13 protein-coding genes are annotated in these 15,163 nt (G+C 72.7%); 6 read left to right on the top strand and 7 right to left on the bottom strand.

Going from position 1 to position 15,163, the window contains the following annotated elements; translation table 11 throughout:
* Positions 1 to 213: 213 nt before the first annotated feature.
* Positions 214 to 852 carry a 2-phospho-L-lactate guanylyltransferase gene (gene cofC / locus OG788_RS31480; RefSeq protein WP_356751598.1) on the bottom strand — a complete coding sequence of 213 codons (639 nt, stop codon included), beginning with the start codon at positions 850 to 852 and terminating at the stop codon, positions 214 to 216.
* Positions 853 to 996: 144 nt separating this feature from the next.
* Between cofC and OG788_RS31485 the strand changes: the two genes are divergently transcribed.
* The 3 genes from OG788_RS31485 to OG788_RS31495 all read left to right on the top strand — a co-directional run bounded on the left by OG788_RS31485 (position 997) and on the right by OG788_RS31495 (position 4,049).
* Positions 997 to 1,767: a lysophospholipid acyltransferase family protein gene (locus OG788_RS31485; RefSeq protein WP_406374638.1), complete on the top strand. Its 771-nt coding sequence runs from the start codon at positions 997 to 999 to the stop codon at positions 1,765 to 1,767.
* Positions 1,764 to 2,774 (top strand): NAD(P)H-dependent glycerol-3-phosphate dehydrogenase, encoded by a 1,011-nt coding sequence (locus OG788_RS31490; protein ID WP_385701222.1) that lies wholly within the window; start codon positions 1,764 to 1,766, stop codon positions 2,772 to 2,774. Before OG788_RS31485 ends, OG788_RS31490 begins: the two co-directional genes overlap by 4 nt.
* A gap of 117 nt (positions 2,775 to 2,891) precedes the next feature.
* The gene (locus tag OG788_RS31495; protein WP_406374639.1) at positions 2,892 to 4,049 is read left to right on the top strand and encodes a D-alanine--D-alanine ligase family protein; all 1,158 of its coding nucleotides are present in this window, start codon (positions 2,892 to 2,894) and stop codon (positions 4,047 to 4,049) included.
* Between the two features lie 21 nt (positions 4,050 to 4,070).
* Here OG788_RS31495 and OG788_RS31500 read toward each other — a convergent pair whose 3' ends face one another.
* A complete protein-coding gene (locus OG788_RS31500) occupies positions 4,071 to 4,580 on the bottom strand; it encodes a DUF3515 domain-containing protein (RefSeq protein ID WP_406374640.1) in 510 nt (169 codons plus the stop codon).
* 20 nt (positions 4,581 to 4,600) lie between these two features.
* Positions 4,601 to 4,834 (bottom strand): Lrp/AsnC family transcriptional regulator, encoded by a 234-nt coding sequence (locus OG788_RS31505; RefSeq protein ID WP_003997603.1) that lies wholly within the window; start codon positions 4,832 to 4,834, stop codon positions 4,601 to 4,603.
* Positions 4,835 to 5,040: 206 nt separating this feature from the next.
* Here OG788_RS31505 and OG788_RS31510 point away from each other — a divergent pair, with 206 nt between their 5' ends.
* The gene (locus tag OG788_RS31510) at positions 5,041 to 6,006 is read left to right on the top strand and encodes a thiamine-phosphate kinase (protein WP_266763152.1); all 966 of its coding nucleotides are present in this window, start codon (positions 5,041 to 5,043) and stop codon (positions 6,004 to 6,006) included.
* A gap of 204 nt (positions 6,007 to 6,210) precedes the next feature.
* On the opposite strand, the gene OG788_RS31515 is transcribed toward OG788_RS31510, so the two are convergent.
* The 3 genes from OG788_RS31515 to rpmB all read right to left on the bottom strand — a co-directional run bounded on the left by OG788_RS31515 (position 6,211) and on the right by rpmB (position 10,820).
* Entirely contained in the window at positions 6,211 to 7,434 is a 1,224-nt protein-coding gene (locus OG788_RS31515; protein ID WP_406374641.1) for an FAD-dependent monooxygenase, read from the bottom strand.
* Between the two features lie 34 nt (positions 7,435 to 7,468).
* Positions 7,469 to 10,483 (bottom strand): BTAD domain-containing putative transcriptional regulator, encoded by a 3,015-nt coding sequence (locus OG788_RS31520; RefSeq protein ID WP_406374642.1) that lies wholly within the window; start codon positions 10,481 to 10,483, stop codon positions 7,469 to 7,471.
* Between the two features lie 151 nt (positions 10,484 to 10,634).
* Positions 10,635 to 10,820, bottom strand: a complete 186-nt coding sequence (gene rpmB / locus OG788_RS31525; RefSeq protein ID WP_037625034.1) for a 50S ribosomal protein L28 — start codon at positions 10,818 to 10,820, stop codon at positions 10,635 to 10,637.
* Positions 10,821 to 11,079: 259 nt separating this feature from the next.
* Here rpmB and OG788_RS31530 point away from each other — a divergent pair, with 259 nt between their 5' ends.
* Positions 11,080 to 12,921 carry a DAK2 domain-containing protein gene (locus OG788_RS31530; RefSeq protein ID WP_406374643.1) on the top strand — a complete coding sequence of 614 codons (1,842 nt, stop codon included), beginning with the start codon at positions 11,080 to 11,082 and terminating at the stop codon, positions 12,919 to 12,921.
* A 79-nt stretch (positions 12,922 to 13,000) separates the two neighbouring features.
* Here OG788_RS31530 and OG788_RS31535 read toward each other — a convergent pair whose 3' ends face one another.
* Positions 13,001 to 13,927, bottom strand: coding sequence for a DMT family transporter (locus tag OG788_RS31535; RefSeq protein WP_406374644.1), 927 nt, complete (start codon positions 13,925 to 13,927; stop codon positions 13,001 to 13,003).
* A gap of 81 nt (positions 13,928 to 14,008) precedes the next feature.
* Here OG788_RS31535 and OG788_RS31540 point away from each other — a divergent pair, with 81 nt between their 5' ends.
* Positions 14,009 to 14,950 carry a LysR family transcriptional regulator gene (locus OG788_RS31540; protein WP_351545030.1) on the top strand — a complete coding sequence of 314 codons (942 nt, stop codon included), beginning with the start codon at positions 14,009 to 14,011 and terminating at the stop codon, positions 14,948 to 14,950.
* The last annotated feature ends 213 nt before the right edge of the window (positions 14,951 to 15,163 follow it).

Below are 15,163 nucleotides of genomic sequence, written 5' to 3' on the forward strand. Positions count from 1 at the left end.
AGTGCCGGGAAGTCCGGGCCGGCCACGGACGGCCCAGTGGTGGGACATCAGCACACGGACAGAACATCGGTCCGCGGCCAGGGAACCGCCCCCTCCGGCGTACCCGCCCTTTCCTGAGAACCCGCCCCCTCCTGCGTACCCGCCCCTCCAGGGAACCCGCGCCCCCTCACGCGAACCGGCCCGCTCCCGGTGACCGGGGTCCTGCCCGGGAACCTACTGCCCGGGAATCAGCAGCCGTGCCGCCGCCGCGGCCGTGCGCGGCCCCACGCCGAGGGTCAGCGCTGCCCGCAGATCGTCCCGGGTGTCCACGTCCTGGCGTACCGATTGCACCGCGTCGAGGCGGAGTTCCGCGGCTCCCGACGCGCGATGGCGGGCGCGGGAATCGCCGCCGAAAGCGGGCAGCAATTCCAGGCCCGGGGAAGCGGCCAGGAGAGTGGTGCCGATTGCAGCCGCATCGGCCAGAAAAGCGCGCGGGAATTCGGCGGCGGCGGCCAGTACCCGGGCCAATTCCAAAGGCCGCAGAGCGGGCAGATCGGCGTTCAGGGCCGCAACGGCACTTTCGGGATCCCGGGACCGTACGACCCCCGCTCCGTGCGCCAGCGCCGCGTTGAGACCGCCTCCCGGTTCGTCCGCGACGATGCGCGCGCCCAGCGCGGACAGCTCCCGCCCGGCCAGGGCGTCGCCCGTGACGACCGCCACATCCCGGACCGCGGCGCAGGCCAGCGCCGCTGCCACGGTGTCCTGCGCGAACGCGAGGGCGAGGCCGGGGCGCAGAACGTCGGAAGCCGTGTCCGCCAGCCTGCTCTTGGCCCGGGCCAAAGGTTTGAGGGGTACGACCACAGTCCACCGCACGAGCGCTCCGCCCTCTCCAGTCACGCCTTATTGTGACCCGGTCGCCCTGGCGGTCCGGACGCCGGGGCGTACGGTGTTCTCGACAGACAGGCGGCCTGGAGCGACACTTGTGCGGCCCCCCAGGCTCTAGAGGAAGGTGTCCGCGTGCCCCGCCGCAGAATCGGCTTCTGGTACCGCTTCGCAGCGGTTCTCTGCAAACCGCCGCTGGTGCTTCTGATCAAGCGGGACTGGCGCGGAATGGAGAACATTCCGGCCGAGGGCGGATTTATCACCGCGGTGAACCACAATTCCCATGTGGACCCGTTCGCGTATGCGCACTACCAGTACAACACCGGGCGTGTTCCGCGCTTCCTGGCGAAGGCCGGTCTTTTCAAGAAGGGATTCGTCGGCGCCGCGATGCGCGGCACCGGACAGATTCCCGTCTACCGCGAGAGCACCGACGCGCTGAGCGCGTTCCGGGCCGCGATCGACGCCGTGGAACGCGGTGAGTGCGTCGCGTTCTACCCCGAGGGCACGCTCACCCGGGACCCCGACGGCTGGCCGATGACCGGCAAGACCGGTGCGGCGAGGGTCGCCCTGCAGACCAAGTGCCCGGTGATTCCGGTCGCCCAGTGGGGCGCCAACGAACTGCTGCCCCCGTACGCCAAGAAGCCCGACATCCTTCCGCGCAAGACCCACCGGGTGCTCGCGGGCCCGCCGGTGGACCTCTCGCGCTTCTACGACCGGGAGATGAACCCGGACCTCCTGAAGGAGGCCACCGAGGTCATCATGGCCGCCGTCACCGTGCAGCTGGAGCTGATCCGCGGTGAGAAGGCGCCCGAGAACGTGTACGACCCGCGCGAGGTGCGCATCGCGCAGCGCCGCAAGGCCGCGGCCAAGTCAAAAGCACAGCAGGAAGAGGGGCAGGGCACGTGAGCAAGCCGGTCAGGGCGGCCGTCTTCGGGACCGGATCGTGGGGTACGGCCTTCGGCATGGTGCTGGCCGACGCGGGGTGCGACGTCACCCTGTGGGCGCGCCGCCCCGAACTCGCCGACGCGGTCAACTCCACGCGGATGAACCCGGACTACCTCCCGGGCATCGAACTGCCCGAGAACCTGCGGGCCACCGCCGACCCGGCCGAGGCCGCGCGCGGCGCCGACTTCACCGTGCTCGCCGTGCCCTCCCAGACCCTGCGCGGGAACCTCGCGGAGTGGGTGCCGCTGCTCGCCCCGGACACCGTGCTCGTCTCGCTCATGAAGGGCGTCGAACTCGGCACCGTGAAGCGGATGAGCGAGGTCATCGAGGAGGTCGCCAAGGTCTCCGCGGACCGCGTCGCCGTCGTCACCGGCCCCAACCTCGCCAAGGAGATCGCCCAGCGGATGCCCGCCGCCGCGGTCGTCGCCTGCCGGGACGAGGCCGTGGGCCGGCGCATCCAGGCCGCCTGCCACACGCCGTACTTCCGCCCGTACACGAACACCGACGTGGTGGGCTGCGAACTCGGCGGCGCCGTCAAGAACGTGATCGGTCTCGCCGTGGGCATCGCCGACGGCATGGGCCTGGGCGACAACGCCAAGGGCTCGCTCATCACCCGCGGCCTCGCCGAGACCACCCGGCTCGGACTCGTCATGGGCGCGGACCCGATGACGTTCTCCGGCCTCGCGGGCCTCGGCGACCTCGCCGCGACCTGCTCCTCGCCGCTCTCCCGCAACCACACCTTCGGCATCAACCTCGGCAGGGGCATGACCCTCCAGGAGACCATCGCGGTCACCCGGCAGACCGCAGAGGGCGTCAAGTCCTGCGAGTCCGTGCTGGATCTGGCCCGCAGGCACGGCGTCGACATGCCGATCACGGAGACCGTCGTCAGCATCGTCCACGAGGGCAAGCCGCCGGTGGTCGCCCTCAAGGAGCTGATGTCGCGCAGCGCGAAGCCCGAACGCCGCTGATCCGGCCCCGCCGGAGGGCCGCGTGGGCGACGCTCCGCAACGGTGCGTACGACGCTGAGCAACGGCCGCCGTGGGGCGCTGACTCACCGCCGTACCACCGGGTACTCTCAACCCGATATGAGCACCGAGAACCTCTCCCAGAACCCTGAGCAGCCGCCTCGCAAGCCGCGCGTGGCCGTCGTCTTCGGCGGCCGCAGCTCCGAACACGGGATCTCCGTGGTCACGGCCGGCGCCGTCCTCAGCGCGATCGACCGTACGAAGTACGACGTCCTGCCGATCGGCATCACCCAGGACGGCCGTTGGGCGCTCACCGCGGACGAGCCGGAACGCATGGCGATCGTCGACCGCAAGCAGCCCAGCGTCGACCAGCTCGCCGAGTCCCGCGAGGGCGGCGTGGTGCTCCCCGTCGACCCGGCCAACCGCGAAGTCGTCTACAGCGAACCCGGTTCGGTTCCCAAGGCGCTCGGCGAGGTCGACGTCGTCTTCCCGATGCTGCACGGCCCGTACGGCGAGGACGGCACCCTCCAGGGCCTGCTGGAACTGTCCGGGGTCCCCTACGTCGGCTCGGGCGTGCTCGCCTCGGCCGTCGGCCAGGACAAGGACTACATGAAGCGGGTGTTCACCTCGTTCGGCCTGAAGGTGGGCCCGTACGTGGTGATCCGGCCGCGCGAGTGGCAGCAGGACGAGTCCGCGGCCCGCAAGAAGATCGTCGACTTCGCGGGCGAGCACGGCTGGCCGCTGTTCGTGAAGCCCGCGCGCGCGGGCTCCTCCTTCGGCATCACCAAGGTCGACGACCTCTCGGGTCTCGACGAGGCGATCGCGGAGGCCCAGCGGCACGACCCGAAGATCATCGTGGAGGCGCTGCTGCGCGGCCGCGAGATCGAGTGCGGTGTCCTGGAGTTCGAGGACGGGCCACGTGCCTCGGTGCCCGCGGAGATCCCGCCCGTGCAGGCGCACGCCTTCTACGACTTCGAGGCCAAGTACATCGACTCGGCCGACGGGATCGTGCCCGCGCCGCTCACCGAGGAGCAGACCGCCGAGGTCCGCCGCCTGGCCGTCGAGGCCTTCGAGGCCGCGTCCTGCGAGGGCCTGGTCCGCGCGGACTTCTTCCTCACCGAGGACGGCGAGTTCGTGATCAACGAGATCAACACGATGCCGGGCTTCACGCCGATCTCCATGTACCCGCGGATGTGGCAGGAGACGGGCGTCGGCTACTCGGAGCTTGTCGACCGCCTGGTGCAGGCGGCGCTGCGACGCTCCACGGGGCTGCGCTGAGCATCCCGCAGGACACCGCTGTCAGGAGGCGATCCCCTTGGGGATCGCCTTCTTGACGGAGGCGGCCAGATCGACGAGCACCCCGGAGACATCGGTGCTCCCGGGCACCGTGACCTGGACGTAGGCCAGACGCGAAGCGGTGGTGAGGCGGGTCGTTCCGTCGGCCTGCTTCTCCATCAGCCAGTCGACGCCGTTCACACCGCCGCCGACCGCCTTCGGGTCGTCGCCGTTCGCCACCTTCGGGTCGACCATCTTCGGCGGCCGCTCGACACCGCAGCGCAGTATGATCGCCGGGCTTCCCCAGCCCGCGGTCAGCGCGGACCGGGGCTCCGGGTCCTCGCGGCTGTGGCCGTCCAACGTCCGCGGCAGCGCCTTGTCCAGGTTCTGGCACAGCTCGGTGACCTTCGTGTCCGGACTCGGAACCGCGACGGACGCGCTGTCGTCTGCTGAGGAGCAGCCCGCGATCGCGATCAGCGTCGCGAGAGCGGGCAGCCCGAGGAGAGCGGTGCGCCGGTGACGGAAGAAGTTCACCGGCCAAGGGTAGACGGGGGCTACAGGTGCACGACCGGGCAGGTCAGGGTTCGGGTGATGCCGTCCACTTGCTGGACCTTGGCGACCACCATGCGACCGAGGTCGTCGACGGTGTCGGCCTGGGCGCGCACGATGACGTCGTACGGTCCTGTCACGTCCTCGGCCTGGATCACCCCCGGGATCTTGCTGATCGTCTCGGCGACGGTCGACGCTTTGCCGACCTCCGTCTGGATCAGGATGTACGCCTGTACCACGGAACCTCCAGGGCGGCCACGAGGATCATGTGGGGAAAAGGAACGCCACGGTATCGCGTTGCCGCTCGCCGCGGGGAGACCCGCGGTGACTGGGGCTTGCGCGCCGGGGTGCACGGACTGCACAAGTTGACGGTCAACTCGACCGTACCGACTACGGAGACGGCTCGCGACCGGGCACGAGCAGCGACAGAGGGAGCACGACGATCATGAAGGGCACCGTGGGCGAGTTGGGGGAGTTCGGGCTCATCCGAGAGCTCACCTCGCGTCTCACCACCACCCCGGCGGTCCGGGTCGGCCCCGGCGACGACGCCGCGGTGGTGGCCGCGCCGGACCGCAGGGTCGTGGCGAGCACCGACATCCTCCTCGAGGGACGGCACTTCCGCCGCGACTGGTCCACCGCGTACGACGTCGGACGCAAGGCGGCCGCGCAGAACCTCGCGGACATCGCCGCGATGGGCGCCGTGCCGACCGCGCTGCTGCTCGGCCTGGTCGTACCCGCCGAGCTCCCGGCCACCTGGCCCTCCGAGCTGATGGACGGGCTGCGCGACGAGTGCCAGGTCGCCGGCGCGGCCGTGGTCGGCGGGGATGTCGTACGGGGCGAGACCATCACGATCGCGATCACCGCGCTCGGCGATCTGCGCAACCACGAGCCGGTCACCCGGGCCGGAGCACAGCCCGGTGACGTCGTCGCCGTGACCGGCTGGCTGGGCTGGTCCGCGGCCGGGTTCGCGGTGCTCTCCCGGGGCTTCCGCTCGCCGCGGGCCTTCGTGGAGGCCCACCGCCGTCCCGAACCGCCGTACCACGCGGGTCCGGCCGCCGCCGGGCTCGGCGCGACCTCGATGACGGACGTCAGCGACGGGCTGATCGCCGACCTCGGCCACATCGCCGAGGCGAGCAAGGTGCGCATCGACGTCCGCTCCGGGGACATCGACATCCCCTCCCAGATGAACGACATCGGTCAGGCCGTCGGCGTCGACCCCATCCAGTGGGTGCTCACCGGCGGCGAGGACCACGCGATCGTCGCGACGTTCCCGCCGGACGTGAAGCTCCCCGCGCGCTGGAAGGTGATCGGCGAGGTCCTCAACCCCTCGGCGCTGCCCCAGGTCACCGTGGACGGCGCCCCCTGGACGAGCAAGGGCGGCTGGGACCACTTCGGGGACATCGAGTCCTGAGGCCGTCGCGCCGGGTGGGCCGCCGGTGGCCGACGTGCCGTCCGGCGGACGCACTTAGGGGCTCGGGGGGCGAAAGGGCGGCATCATTCGGCCCGGTGGACCGTTCGCGGCGGAACTCCACCGGACAGTGGCCGAGTTGTCCGCTGCCGCCGGGCCCACACGGGTGGGGCCCGGCCCGCGAAGGACCACGCCCGGGTCCGTGGCTCACGGACGCGGATAGTCCCGCAGCTCGATGCCGGTCGCGGCCTTCTCGGTGAGCTTCTTGAAGAAGCCCGCGAGCAGCCGTGAGCTCAGCAGCCGGTACACGAGGTCGCGGCTGCGGATCCTGCGCTCGGTCGCCGGTGCGAAGAAGGGGCCCGCGTTCCCGGAGATCTTCTGGCAGCCCTTGGCGAAGTCCCGGATCCGTGTCTCGTACTCGGCGAACGCGGTGCGGTGGTCGCCGTCCGCCAGCGCCAGTTCACCGGCCAGGACGTGGGCCGCGACGATCGCGACGCCGGTCCCCATGCCGCCCATGGTGGCGCCGTACCCGGCGTCCCCGAGCAGCGCCACCCGCCCCCGGACGAGCCGGTCGACGTGGATCTGGGCGATGGCGTCGAAGTACAGGGCGTCGGTCTCCTCCAGGGCCTTGAGGACACGCGGGGCCTCCCAGCCCATCCCGGCGAACCGCTCGGCCAGGATCCGCTTCTGCGCGACCACGTCACGCCGGTCGAACTCCAGCTTCTCGGACCGGAAGACGAGCAGCGCGCCCGCACGGTCCGGATCGCCGTCGTAGTTGCCGATGGCGACCGCCCGGCCCGGCTCGCTGTACAGACGGCCGGCACGGTCCAGGCCCAGGTCGTTCGGGACGCCGAACCCCGCCACGTAGTGGTCCAGGAAGCGCAGGTGGCGGGACTCGTCGCCGAACACCAGACGCCGGGTGAGGGAGTGCAGTCCGTCGGCGCCCACGACGAGGTCGAAGCGGCGGGGCGCGCCGTGCTCGAAGGTCACGTCGACGCCCTCGGGGGACTCCTCGAGCGTGGCGATCGAGTCACCGAAGACGTACTCGACGCGGTCCGCGGTGCGCTCGTACATGATCCGGGCCAGATCGCCGCGCAGGATCTCCACGTCACCGCTCATCATCTCCGCCGGCAGGGCGACCCGCGGGGTGCCGTCCGCGTCGACGACGGTCTGCCCGCCCATGCGGGTCTGCCGGGCGTGGATCTCGTCCCAGATGCCCATCGAGGTCAGCACGGTCCGGTGCACATGGCCACGGAAGTCGACCGCGAACCCGCCCTCACGCAGATCGGGTGCCTTCTCCACGACGGTGACACGGGCGCCGTACCGGGCGAGACCGAGGGCGAGGGCGGGTCCGGCGATGCTGGCGCCGGAGATCAGGACGTGAAGGTGGGCGAGCCTGCCGGTGGGGGTGTCCTTCGGGTTCTTCGTCATGGCCGGACCTTCGCCCCCGGCGCTGACCGTGCCCCTACCGTTCGCTGACCGCCGCCGCCCCGAGCCTCCGTCCCTCCCGGAAGGCCTTGTCGTACGCCTCCGGGGAGAGCTGCTCTCGTACGCCCTCCCTCGTACGGACGATCTCGGGGTCGCCGTCGGCCGCGCAGCCCCGCAGGGCGACGGCCGCGCCGAGCAGGACGGCCGCCCGCGCGGGAGACCCGGCGACGGCGGCCGACGCCTCGGCGACGTCCGCGAGTTCGAGCCCCCCGTGCACCTCGTGGGCGAGGGTGCCTGCCTGGGCGAACCGGTCACGGGCCTCGCCCGCACGCCCCTCGGCGAGGGCGGTGCGGCCCAGCCCGATGAGGATCCGCACGGACTCGCCGACGCTGAACCAGTTCCCCGCGCACGCCTCCAGGGCGCTTTCGTAGTGCACGCGCGCGTGTGCCGTCTCCCCGCGGAGCCTGGCCGTGTCGCCGAGGCCGCGACGGGCGGCCGCGACCTTGTCCGCCGCGCCTGCCGTACGGGCCAGGGAGGCGGCGTGTGTGTAGTGCGCGGCCGCCCCTTCGAGGTCCCCGAGACGCAGCAGGACGGTCGCCCGGCGCTGCAACAGGTCGCCGGTCTCCTCCGAAGCCGCCAGCGCCCGTACGTAGGTCAGGGCCTCGTCGATCAGCCCCAGGGCACGCCGGTGCTCGCCGCGCACGTCGGCCAGCAGGGCCAGCCAGTCGAGGCAGTTGGCCAGGCCCCAGCGGCACCCGGTGGCCCGGAATCCGGTCACCCCCCGGGCGAACGCCGCCTCGGCCGCCTCGGGCCGTCCGGCGAACATCTTCTGGAGGCCGTCGCCGAGCTCCAGCAGGGCCAGCCCCCAGGGCGCGTCGCCGACCTGGCGGCGCACCTGGTCACCGGTGACGCGGCGCGGCCCGTCCGCGACGGACCACAGCACGAGGGCGAAGGGCAGGCGCAGAGGCCCGGCCAGGGTGCCGGACAGGACGGCGGCTCGGTCCAGGCGCTCCCGCGCGCCGGGATCCTCGCCGTCGCCGGAGACGGTGTTGATCAGGCACAGGACGTACTCCTCCGTCAGCCCCCGCGGAGGAGAGTCGCCGAGGGCCGCCAGCAGCGCGTGAGCGAGCGGCACCTGCGCGCCGTGCAGCCCGCGCAGACGCCAGAACCAGGACAGGGCGGCCATGAGGAGCAGCGCCCGTCGCGGGTCGGTGCGGACGAGATGGCGCAGGGCCGCGTCCAGGTTTCGGAGCTCCGCGCTCAGCCGGTCCAGCCAGGGGAGCTGTCCGCCGTCCCGCAGACGCGGTTCCGCCTCTTCGGCCAGGCCGAGGAAGTACCCGGCGTGCGCGTCCCGCAGCCGGTCCTCCTCCCCGGCGCTCACCAGGTGCTCGGCGGCGAACGCGCGGATGGTCTCCAGCATCCGGTAGCGCCCGTCTCCGGACTCCAGCAGTGACTTCTCCACCAGGGAGGCCAGCAGGTCCTCGGGATACGGCACGGCGCACACGGCCTCCACCGCCGCGAGGGTGGCGCCCCCGGAGAACACCGTCAGCCGCCGGGCCAGCTGCCGTTCCTCGTCGTCCAGCAGGTCCCAGCTCCACTCCACGACCGCCCGCAGCGTGCGATGCCGGGGCGCCTTGGTCCGGTCGCCCCGCGAGAGCACGCGGAAGCGGTCGCCGAGACGGTCGGCGAGTTCGTCGGGGGTGAGGGTGCGCAGCCGGGCCGCGGCCAGTTCGACGGCCAGCGGCAGCCCGTCGAGCGCGGCACAGATACCGGCGACGCGCGCGTGCCCCTCGAAGCCGGGCCGCACGGCCGCCGCCCGGTCGAGGAACAGCCGCTCCGCCGCCTCCGGGGGCAGCGGCGGCACCGGGCACAGCACCTCTCCCGTGATCCCCAGCGACTCCCGGCCGGTCGCGAGGATCCGTACGCCGGGGCACGCGCCGAGCAGCAGGGAGGCCACCCGGGCCGCCTCCTCGACCAGGTGCTCGCAGTTGTCCAGCACCAGCAGCAGCTCACGGTCCTCCAGCGCCGCGAGGAGCCGCAGCGTGGTGTCGTTCGCCGGCGTACGGAATCCCTCGCGGACGCCGAGTGCGGTGAGGACGGCGTACGGGATCCGGGAGCCGTCGGTGAGGTCGGCCAGCTCGACGACACAGACGTCCGCGTACGTGCCGGTGCTCGCCGCCTCGATCGCGAGGCGGGTCTTTCCGGCTCCGCCCGGTCCGGTGAGCGTCACCAGGCGGAACTCCGCGACGAGAGTCCGGACCCGCCGGAGTTCCGTGTCGCGGCCGATGAACCGGGTGAGCTGGGCCGGCACGCGCCGCCGGGCCGGCTCCGCGCCGTGGAGCAACTCCAGGTGGAGTGCGGACAATTCGGGCGAGGGGTCGGTGCCGAGCTCGTCGGCGAGGGTGCGCCGGGCCTCCTCGTACACCGTGAGCGCCTCGGCGGGCCGCCCGCCGGCGTGCAGGGCCCGCATCAGCTGTCCGTAGAGCCGCTCGCTCAGTGGATGTGACGTGATCCTCTCGCGCAGCTCGGGTACGAGCTCCGGGCCGCCGCCGAGCGCGAGGTCGGCGTCGACGCGGTCCAGGAACGCGGTGAGCCGCAGTTCGTCGAGCCGGGCGACCTGGGCGTGCGCGTCGGGGAGATCGGTGAGGGCCGGGCCCCGCCAGAGGGCGAGCGCCTCCCGGAGCAGGTCCGCCGCGACCGGGTGATCGCCGGCTGTGAGGGCGGTGCGCCCGTCGCGGGCCAGGCGCTCGAAGCGGTGGGCGTCCACGGAGTCGGGGGAGACGTCGATGCGGTAACCGGTCGGGGTGGCCTCGATCTCCGGAGGGGTGCCGAGCCGTTTGCGCAGCCGGGAGATCTGGGACTGGAGGGCGTTGGCGGCTCCGGCCGGCGGCTCGGAACCGTACAGACCGTCGGTCAGGCGCTCCGTGGAGACCGTCCGCCCCGCGTGGAGGAGGAGCAGGCTCAGCAGGGCACGGGGCCGCGGACCGCCGGGGTCCAGCGGGCAGCCGTCCTCGGTACGGATGTCGAGGGGGCCCAGGATGCCGAAGCGCATTGGGCAGATTCTGGCAGCCGGCGGAACGCCCCTGCCAGGGGGAGAGGCGCGGCGGATGACGGCGGCGCGTGAGGGCAGCAAAAAACCCGCCCACCGTGAGGTGGACGGGCTCAGTGCAAACGAACCAGCAGTGGCCGCGCGCTAGCGGTTGTCAGCGCGTGACCTTGCCGGCCTTGATGCACGAGGTGCAAGCGTTCACGCGCTTCGGCGTCCCGCCCACCACGGTACGGACGCGCTGGATGTTGGGGTTCCAGCGACGCGGTGTACGGCGGTGCGAGTGCGAGATGTTGTTGCCGAAGCCCGGCCCCTTGCCGCAGACGTCGCAGTTGGCAGCCACGGGTCACTCCAAAGACTTCAGATGCACTTACGGTTGATCCCGGCATGCCGAGAATCAAGATCTAGGATCTGAGTGGCGGTGCCAGGGGGATGGCCCGATCGGATCGGGCAACTGGAGCAGCATACAACGACTGCGTCCGGAGAACGAAACTACCATGTCCGGCCGGGCTCGCATTCCGCCCTCCTCAGGGACCCCTACCGGCAGTAACCCTTTCTGGGTCTACGCTGCGTCCCACGTCCGGCAGCTCAAGGAGGCGCAGGTGCCGCAGGTACCGCAGACATTCGATGCTCTCGCGGTGCGCACCTGGTGCGGGCTCGCGCTGGAGGCCCTGGGCCGCGCGCGCGAGGAGATCGACGCGATCAATGTCTATCCGGTCGCCGACGGGGACACCGGGACGAATCTGTATCTGACGGTGGAGTCCGCGGCGGCGGCGGTCGAGGCGGTCTTCGCCGGGTACGAGGCGGTGGGCCGGGACGGGACGTCCGTGGCGGCGGCCGGACGGCCCTCTCTGGCCGATGCCGCGCGGGCGATGGCGCACGGAGCGCTGATCGGGGCCCGGGGCAACTCCGGAACCATCCTCGCGCAGCTGCTGCGCGGCATGGCACAGGTCCTCGCCGCCGACAGCGAGACCGCTCACACCGACGGCCGGGGCATGCGCCTCGCCCTGCGGAACGCCGCCGACTCCGCGCGAACGGCCGTCGCGCACCCCGTCGAGGGCACGGTCCTCACCGTCGCCTCGGCCGCCGCCGACGCGGCTTCCGACGCCGAGGGGGACTGCGGCGCGGTCGCGCTCGTGGCCTACGAGGGAGCGTGCGCGGCGCTCACCGCGACCACCGGGCAGCTCGCCGTCCTGGAGCGCGCCGGTGTGGTCGACGCGGGCGGGCGGGGACTCGTGGCGGTGCTCGCGGCGCTGGTGGAGACGTTCACGGGGGAGGCGCCGAGGACCCACGGCCGCGGGCAGGAGACCGTTGCCGGGGGCAAGGGAGTGGTCGGCACGGCGGGCATCCCCGGTGCCGGAACCGCCGACATCCGGGACGCCCGTTCCGGAGCCCTCGGAGCCCCCGAGGCGGCGACGGGTGGGAGTCCCGGTTCGCGTGTGCACGGGGCCGACGAGCGGGATGCGGCCACCGACGACGGGGCGGACGCCTGTGCGGACGGGGCGGCGGAGGACGGCCATCCCGCCTTCGAGGTGATCTATCTCCTGGAGGCCGAGGACGCCGCCGTGGACCGGCTGCGGGAGCGGCTCGACGGACTCGGCGACTCCCTCGTCGTGGTCGGCGGCGACGGACTGTGGAACGTCCATGTGCACGTGGACGACGCGGGCGCCGCCGTCGAGGCGGGGGTCGAGGCGGGGCGGCCGTACCGCATCCGGATCACCCACTTCGGGCTCGGTGACGTCCACACCGGAGCCGGGGACGGGCGTCTGCCCCGGGAGCGGGCGCAGCGCGCCGTCGTGGCCGTCGTGCCCGGCGAGGGCCTGGCGGGGCTGTACACGGAGGCCGGGGCGACCACCGTGCTGGCGCGGCCGGGGGAGCCGCCCGCCAGCGGGGAGCTCGTGGAGGCCGTACGGCGTGCCCACGCGCGTGAGGTGGTGCTGCTGCCCAACGACGCCGACCTGCGGCACACCGCCGCGGCGGCCGCCGAACAGGCCCGCGCCGAGGGTGTCCGGGTCGCGCTGATCCCGACCCGCTCCGCCGTGCAGGGCATCGCGGCGCTGGCCGTGCACGAACCGGAGCGCCGCTTCGACGAGGATGTCGTCGCGATGACCTCGGCGGCGGGCGCCACGCGCTATGCCGAGGTCGCCGTCGCCGAGCGGCAGTCCTGGACCATGGCCGGCATCTGCCAGGCCGGGGACGTCCTCGGCCTCATCGACGGCGACGTCGCCGTCATCGGCGCCGACCTGACCACCACGGCCGAGACCGTCCTCGACCGCATGCTCGCCGCCGGTGGCGAGATGGTCACGCTCGTCCTCGGCGACGAGGCCCCCGACACCATCGCCGCGCACCTCGAATCCCGCGTACGGGAGTCGTACCTGGCGGTGGACACCGTGGTGTACCGGGGCGGGCGCCAGGGCGCGCTGCTGCTGATCGGGGTCGAGTAGCGGCCGCGGGACGCCGCCAGGCGGCCGGTGACCGGAGCAGGTCTCCGGCCGGATGACCACGACACGTCGAGCGGGCTGATCAGACGCTCGCGGGAGCCGGGGTCCGGTGGGGGATCTCCTTGGTCCCGGCGGTCCGGTGGGCGCGTTCGACGGCCTGCCCCCAGTACGTTCCGGCGACCATGAGCCCGGCACCGAGAGCGGTGAGGAACGTGAGGTGTTCGCCGCCCAGGCCGATGCCGACCGCGACGGCCCAGACCGGTTCGGTGCCCAGCAGCAGACTGGCCCGGCTGGCGGAACCGCGCTGCACCGCCCAGGTCTGGGCGAGGAAGGCGAACACGCTGCAGAACAGCGCGAGATAGACGAGTTGCGCCCAGCCCGCCGCGTCGATCCCGCCCGGTGCCGGCAGGGTGCCGGCGACGGGCACCGCGAACAGGACGGTGCCGACGACCGTCTGCACCGTCGTGACGTGCAAGGGCCGTACGGAGCGACGGGCGGTGAGCCGTCCCACGAGGGCGACGTGGGCCGCGCGGACCAGTGCGGCGGCGAGCATCAGCAGGTCACCGATCCGGGGCGAGTGGAAGCCGCTGCCGGACATCAGGAGCCCGACGGCGAGGAGACACAGGCCGGTGGCGGCGAAGTAGCGCGGGGGCAGCCCCCTCCCGCCGGCCGTGCGGTCCAGCAGAGGGGTGATGACGACGGTGAGGCTGATGATCAGGCCCGCGTTCGCCGCGCTGGTGTGCGCGACACCGTAGGTCTCCAGCACCAGGACGGCTGCCTGCGTGACGCCCAGCACCGCCCCCACACCGAGCTCGTCGCGGGTGAAGCGCCGGGTTCGGCGACGGGCGGCGACGAGGGCGAGGCAGGCGACGGCCGAGATGCCGTACCGCGCGAACAGGACGAGCAGGACGGGGAGCGCCGAAGTGGCGGTCTTCGCGGCCAGGTAGCTGGAACCCCAGACGGCGGCGACAAGGAGGAGCACTGCGTCAGTGCTGCGGACTCGGGACACGCCCCACACGCTTCCCCACATCGACCATGAAGCCCAGAGCGAAGTTCTTCAACAGCTTTTAAGCATCACTACAATGACCGGGTGAACGAGCGGCAACTGCGGATCTTGCGGGAACTCGGTGAGCTGGGAAGTGTCACCGCCGTGGCGGAGGCGCTGCTGATGACACCCTCGGCGATCTCGCAGCAACTCCGGCTGCTGCAGCGGTCGATCCCCGTCCCGCTCACCGAACGCGACGGACGGCGGCTGGCGCTGACCGACGCCGGGCGGGCGCTGGCCGGTGCGGCGATCGAGGTGGAGACCGCCCTCGCCCGGGCACGGCACACGGTCGACGAGTTCGTCGACGAGCCGGCCGGAGACGTGTCGGTGGCGGCCTTCCACAGCGCGGCCTCCACGTTCTTCCCGGTCCTGCTGCGCGGCCGGGGCCCTGGGGACCCGCGGCTCCTGCTCGCCGACGAGGACGTCGCGCAGGACCACTTCCCCCGGCTGACGCGGGACTACGACCTCGTACTCGCCCATCACCTCGCGCAGGCACCGCCCTGGCCGCGGACCGTCACCGCCACCACGCTGCTGCGCGAACCGCTCGACGTCGCCCTGCCCGCCGACCACCCGCTGGCCCGGCACGAGCGCCTGACCCCGCGTGATGTCGCGGGCCGGCCCTGGATCACCGTGCACGACGGCTTCCCGCTGATGGCCACCATCGACGCCATCGCGACCGCCGCGAACCGGCGGCTCGACATCGTCCACCGCATCAACGAATTCGCGGTCGTCGCGGAGACGGTCGCCGCGGGGGGCGGGCTCGCCCTGATGCCCCGCTGGACCACGCGCCCCCATCCCGCCCTGGTCCTCAGACCCCTCAGCGGGGTCCACGCCGTACGGCGCATCGACGTGCTCCACCGCCCCGAACGCGTGGCACGGAAGGCCGTGCGGACGGTGCTCGAGGAACTGCGCCGCGCCGCCGAGGCGATCCGCGGCGGCGACGAGGACACCGACGCCGCCGGAACTTCCACCGCCGGTCCACCGTAGTCCTGGCCCGAGGTCCGCGATCCCGGAACGGCGCGGACACGGGCGGCAGGGCCGACGACATGGATTTCGGGCGCGGCCGGGCTCTCCGTCGCCGGTCGGTCGTGAGACCTGGGGCGAGGTCCGTGACGGTGGAAACCCGCGGACCTGGTCGGCCGGGGCGGCGATGTGGATTCCGGATGGATTTCGGCGCGGCCGGGCTCTCCGTCGCCGGTC

The organism is Streptomyces sp. NBC_00647 (assembly GCF_045207245.1).
GTDB lineage: Bacteria > Actinomycetota > Actinomycetes > Streptomycetales > Streptomycetaceae > Streptomyces.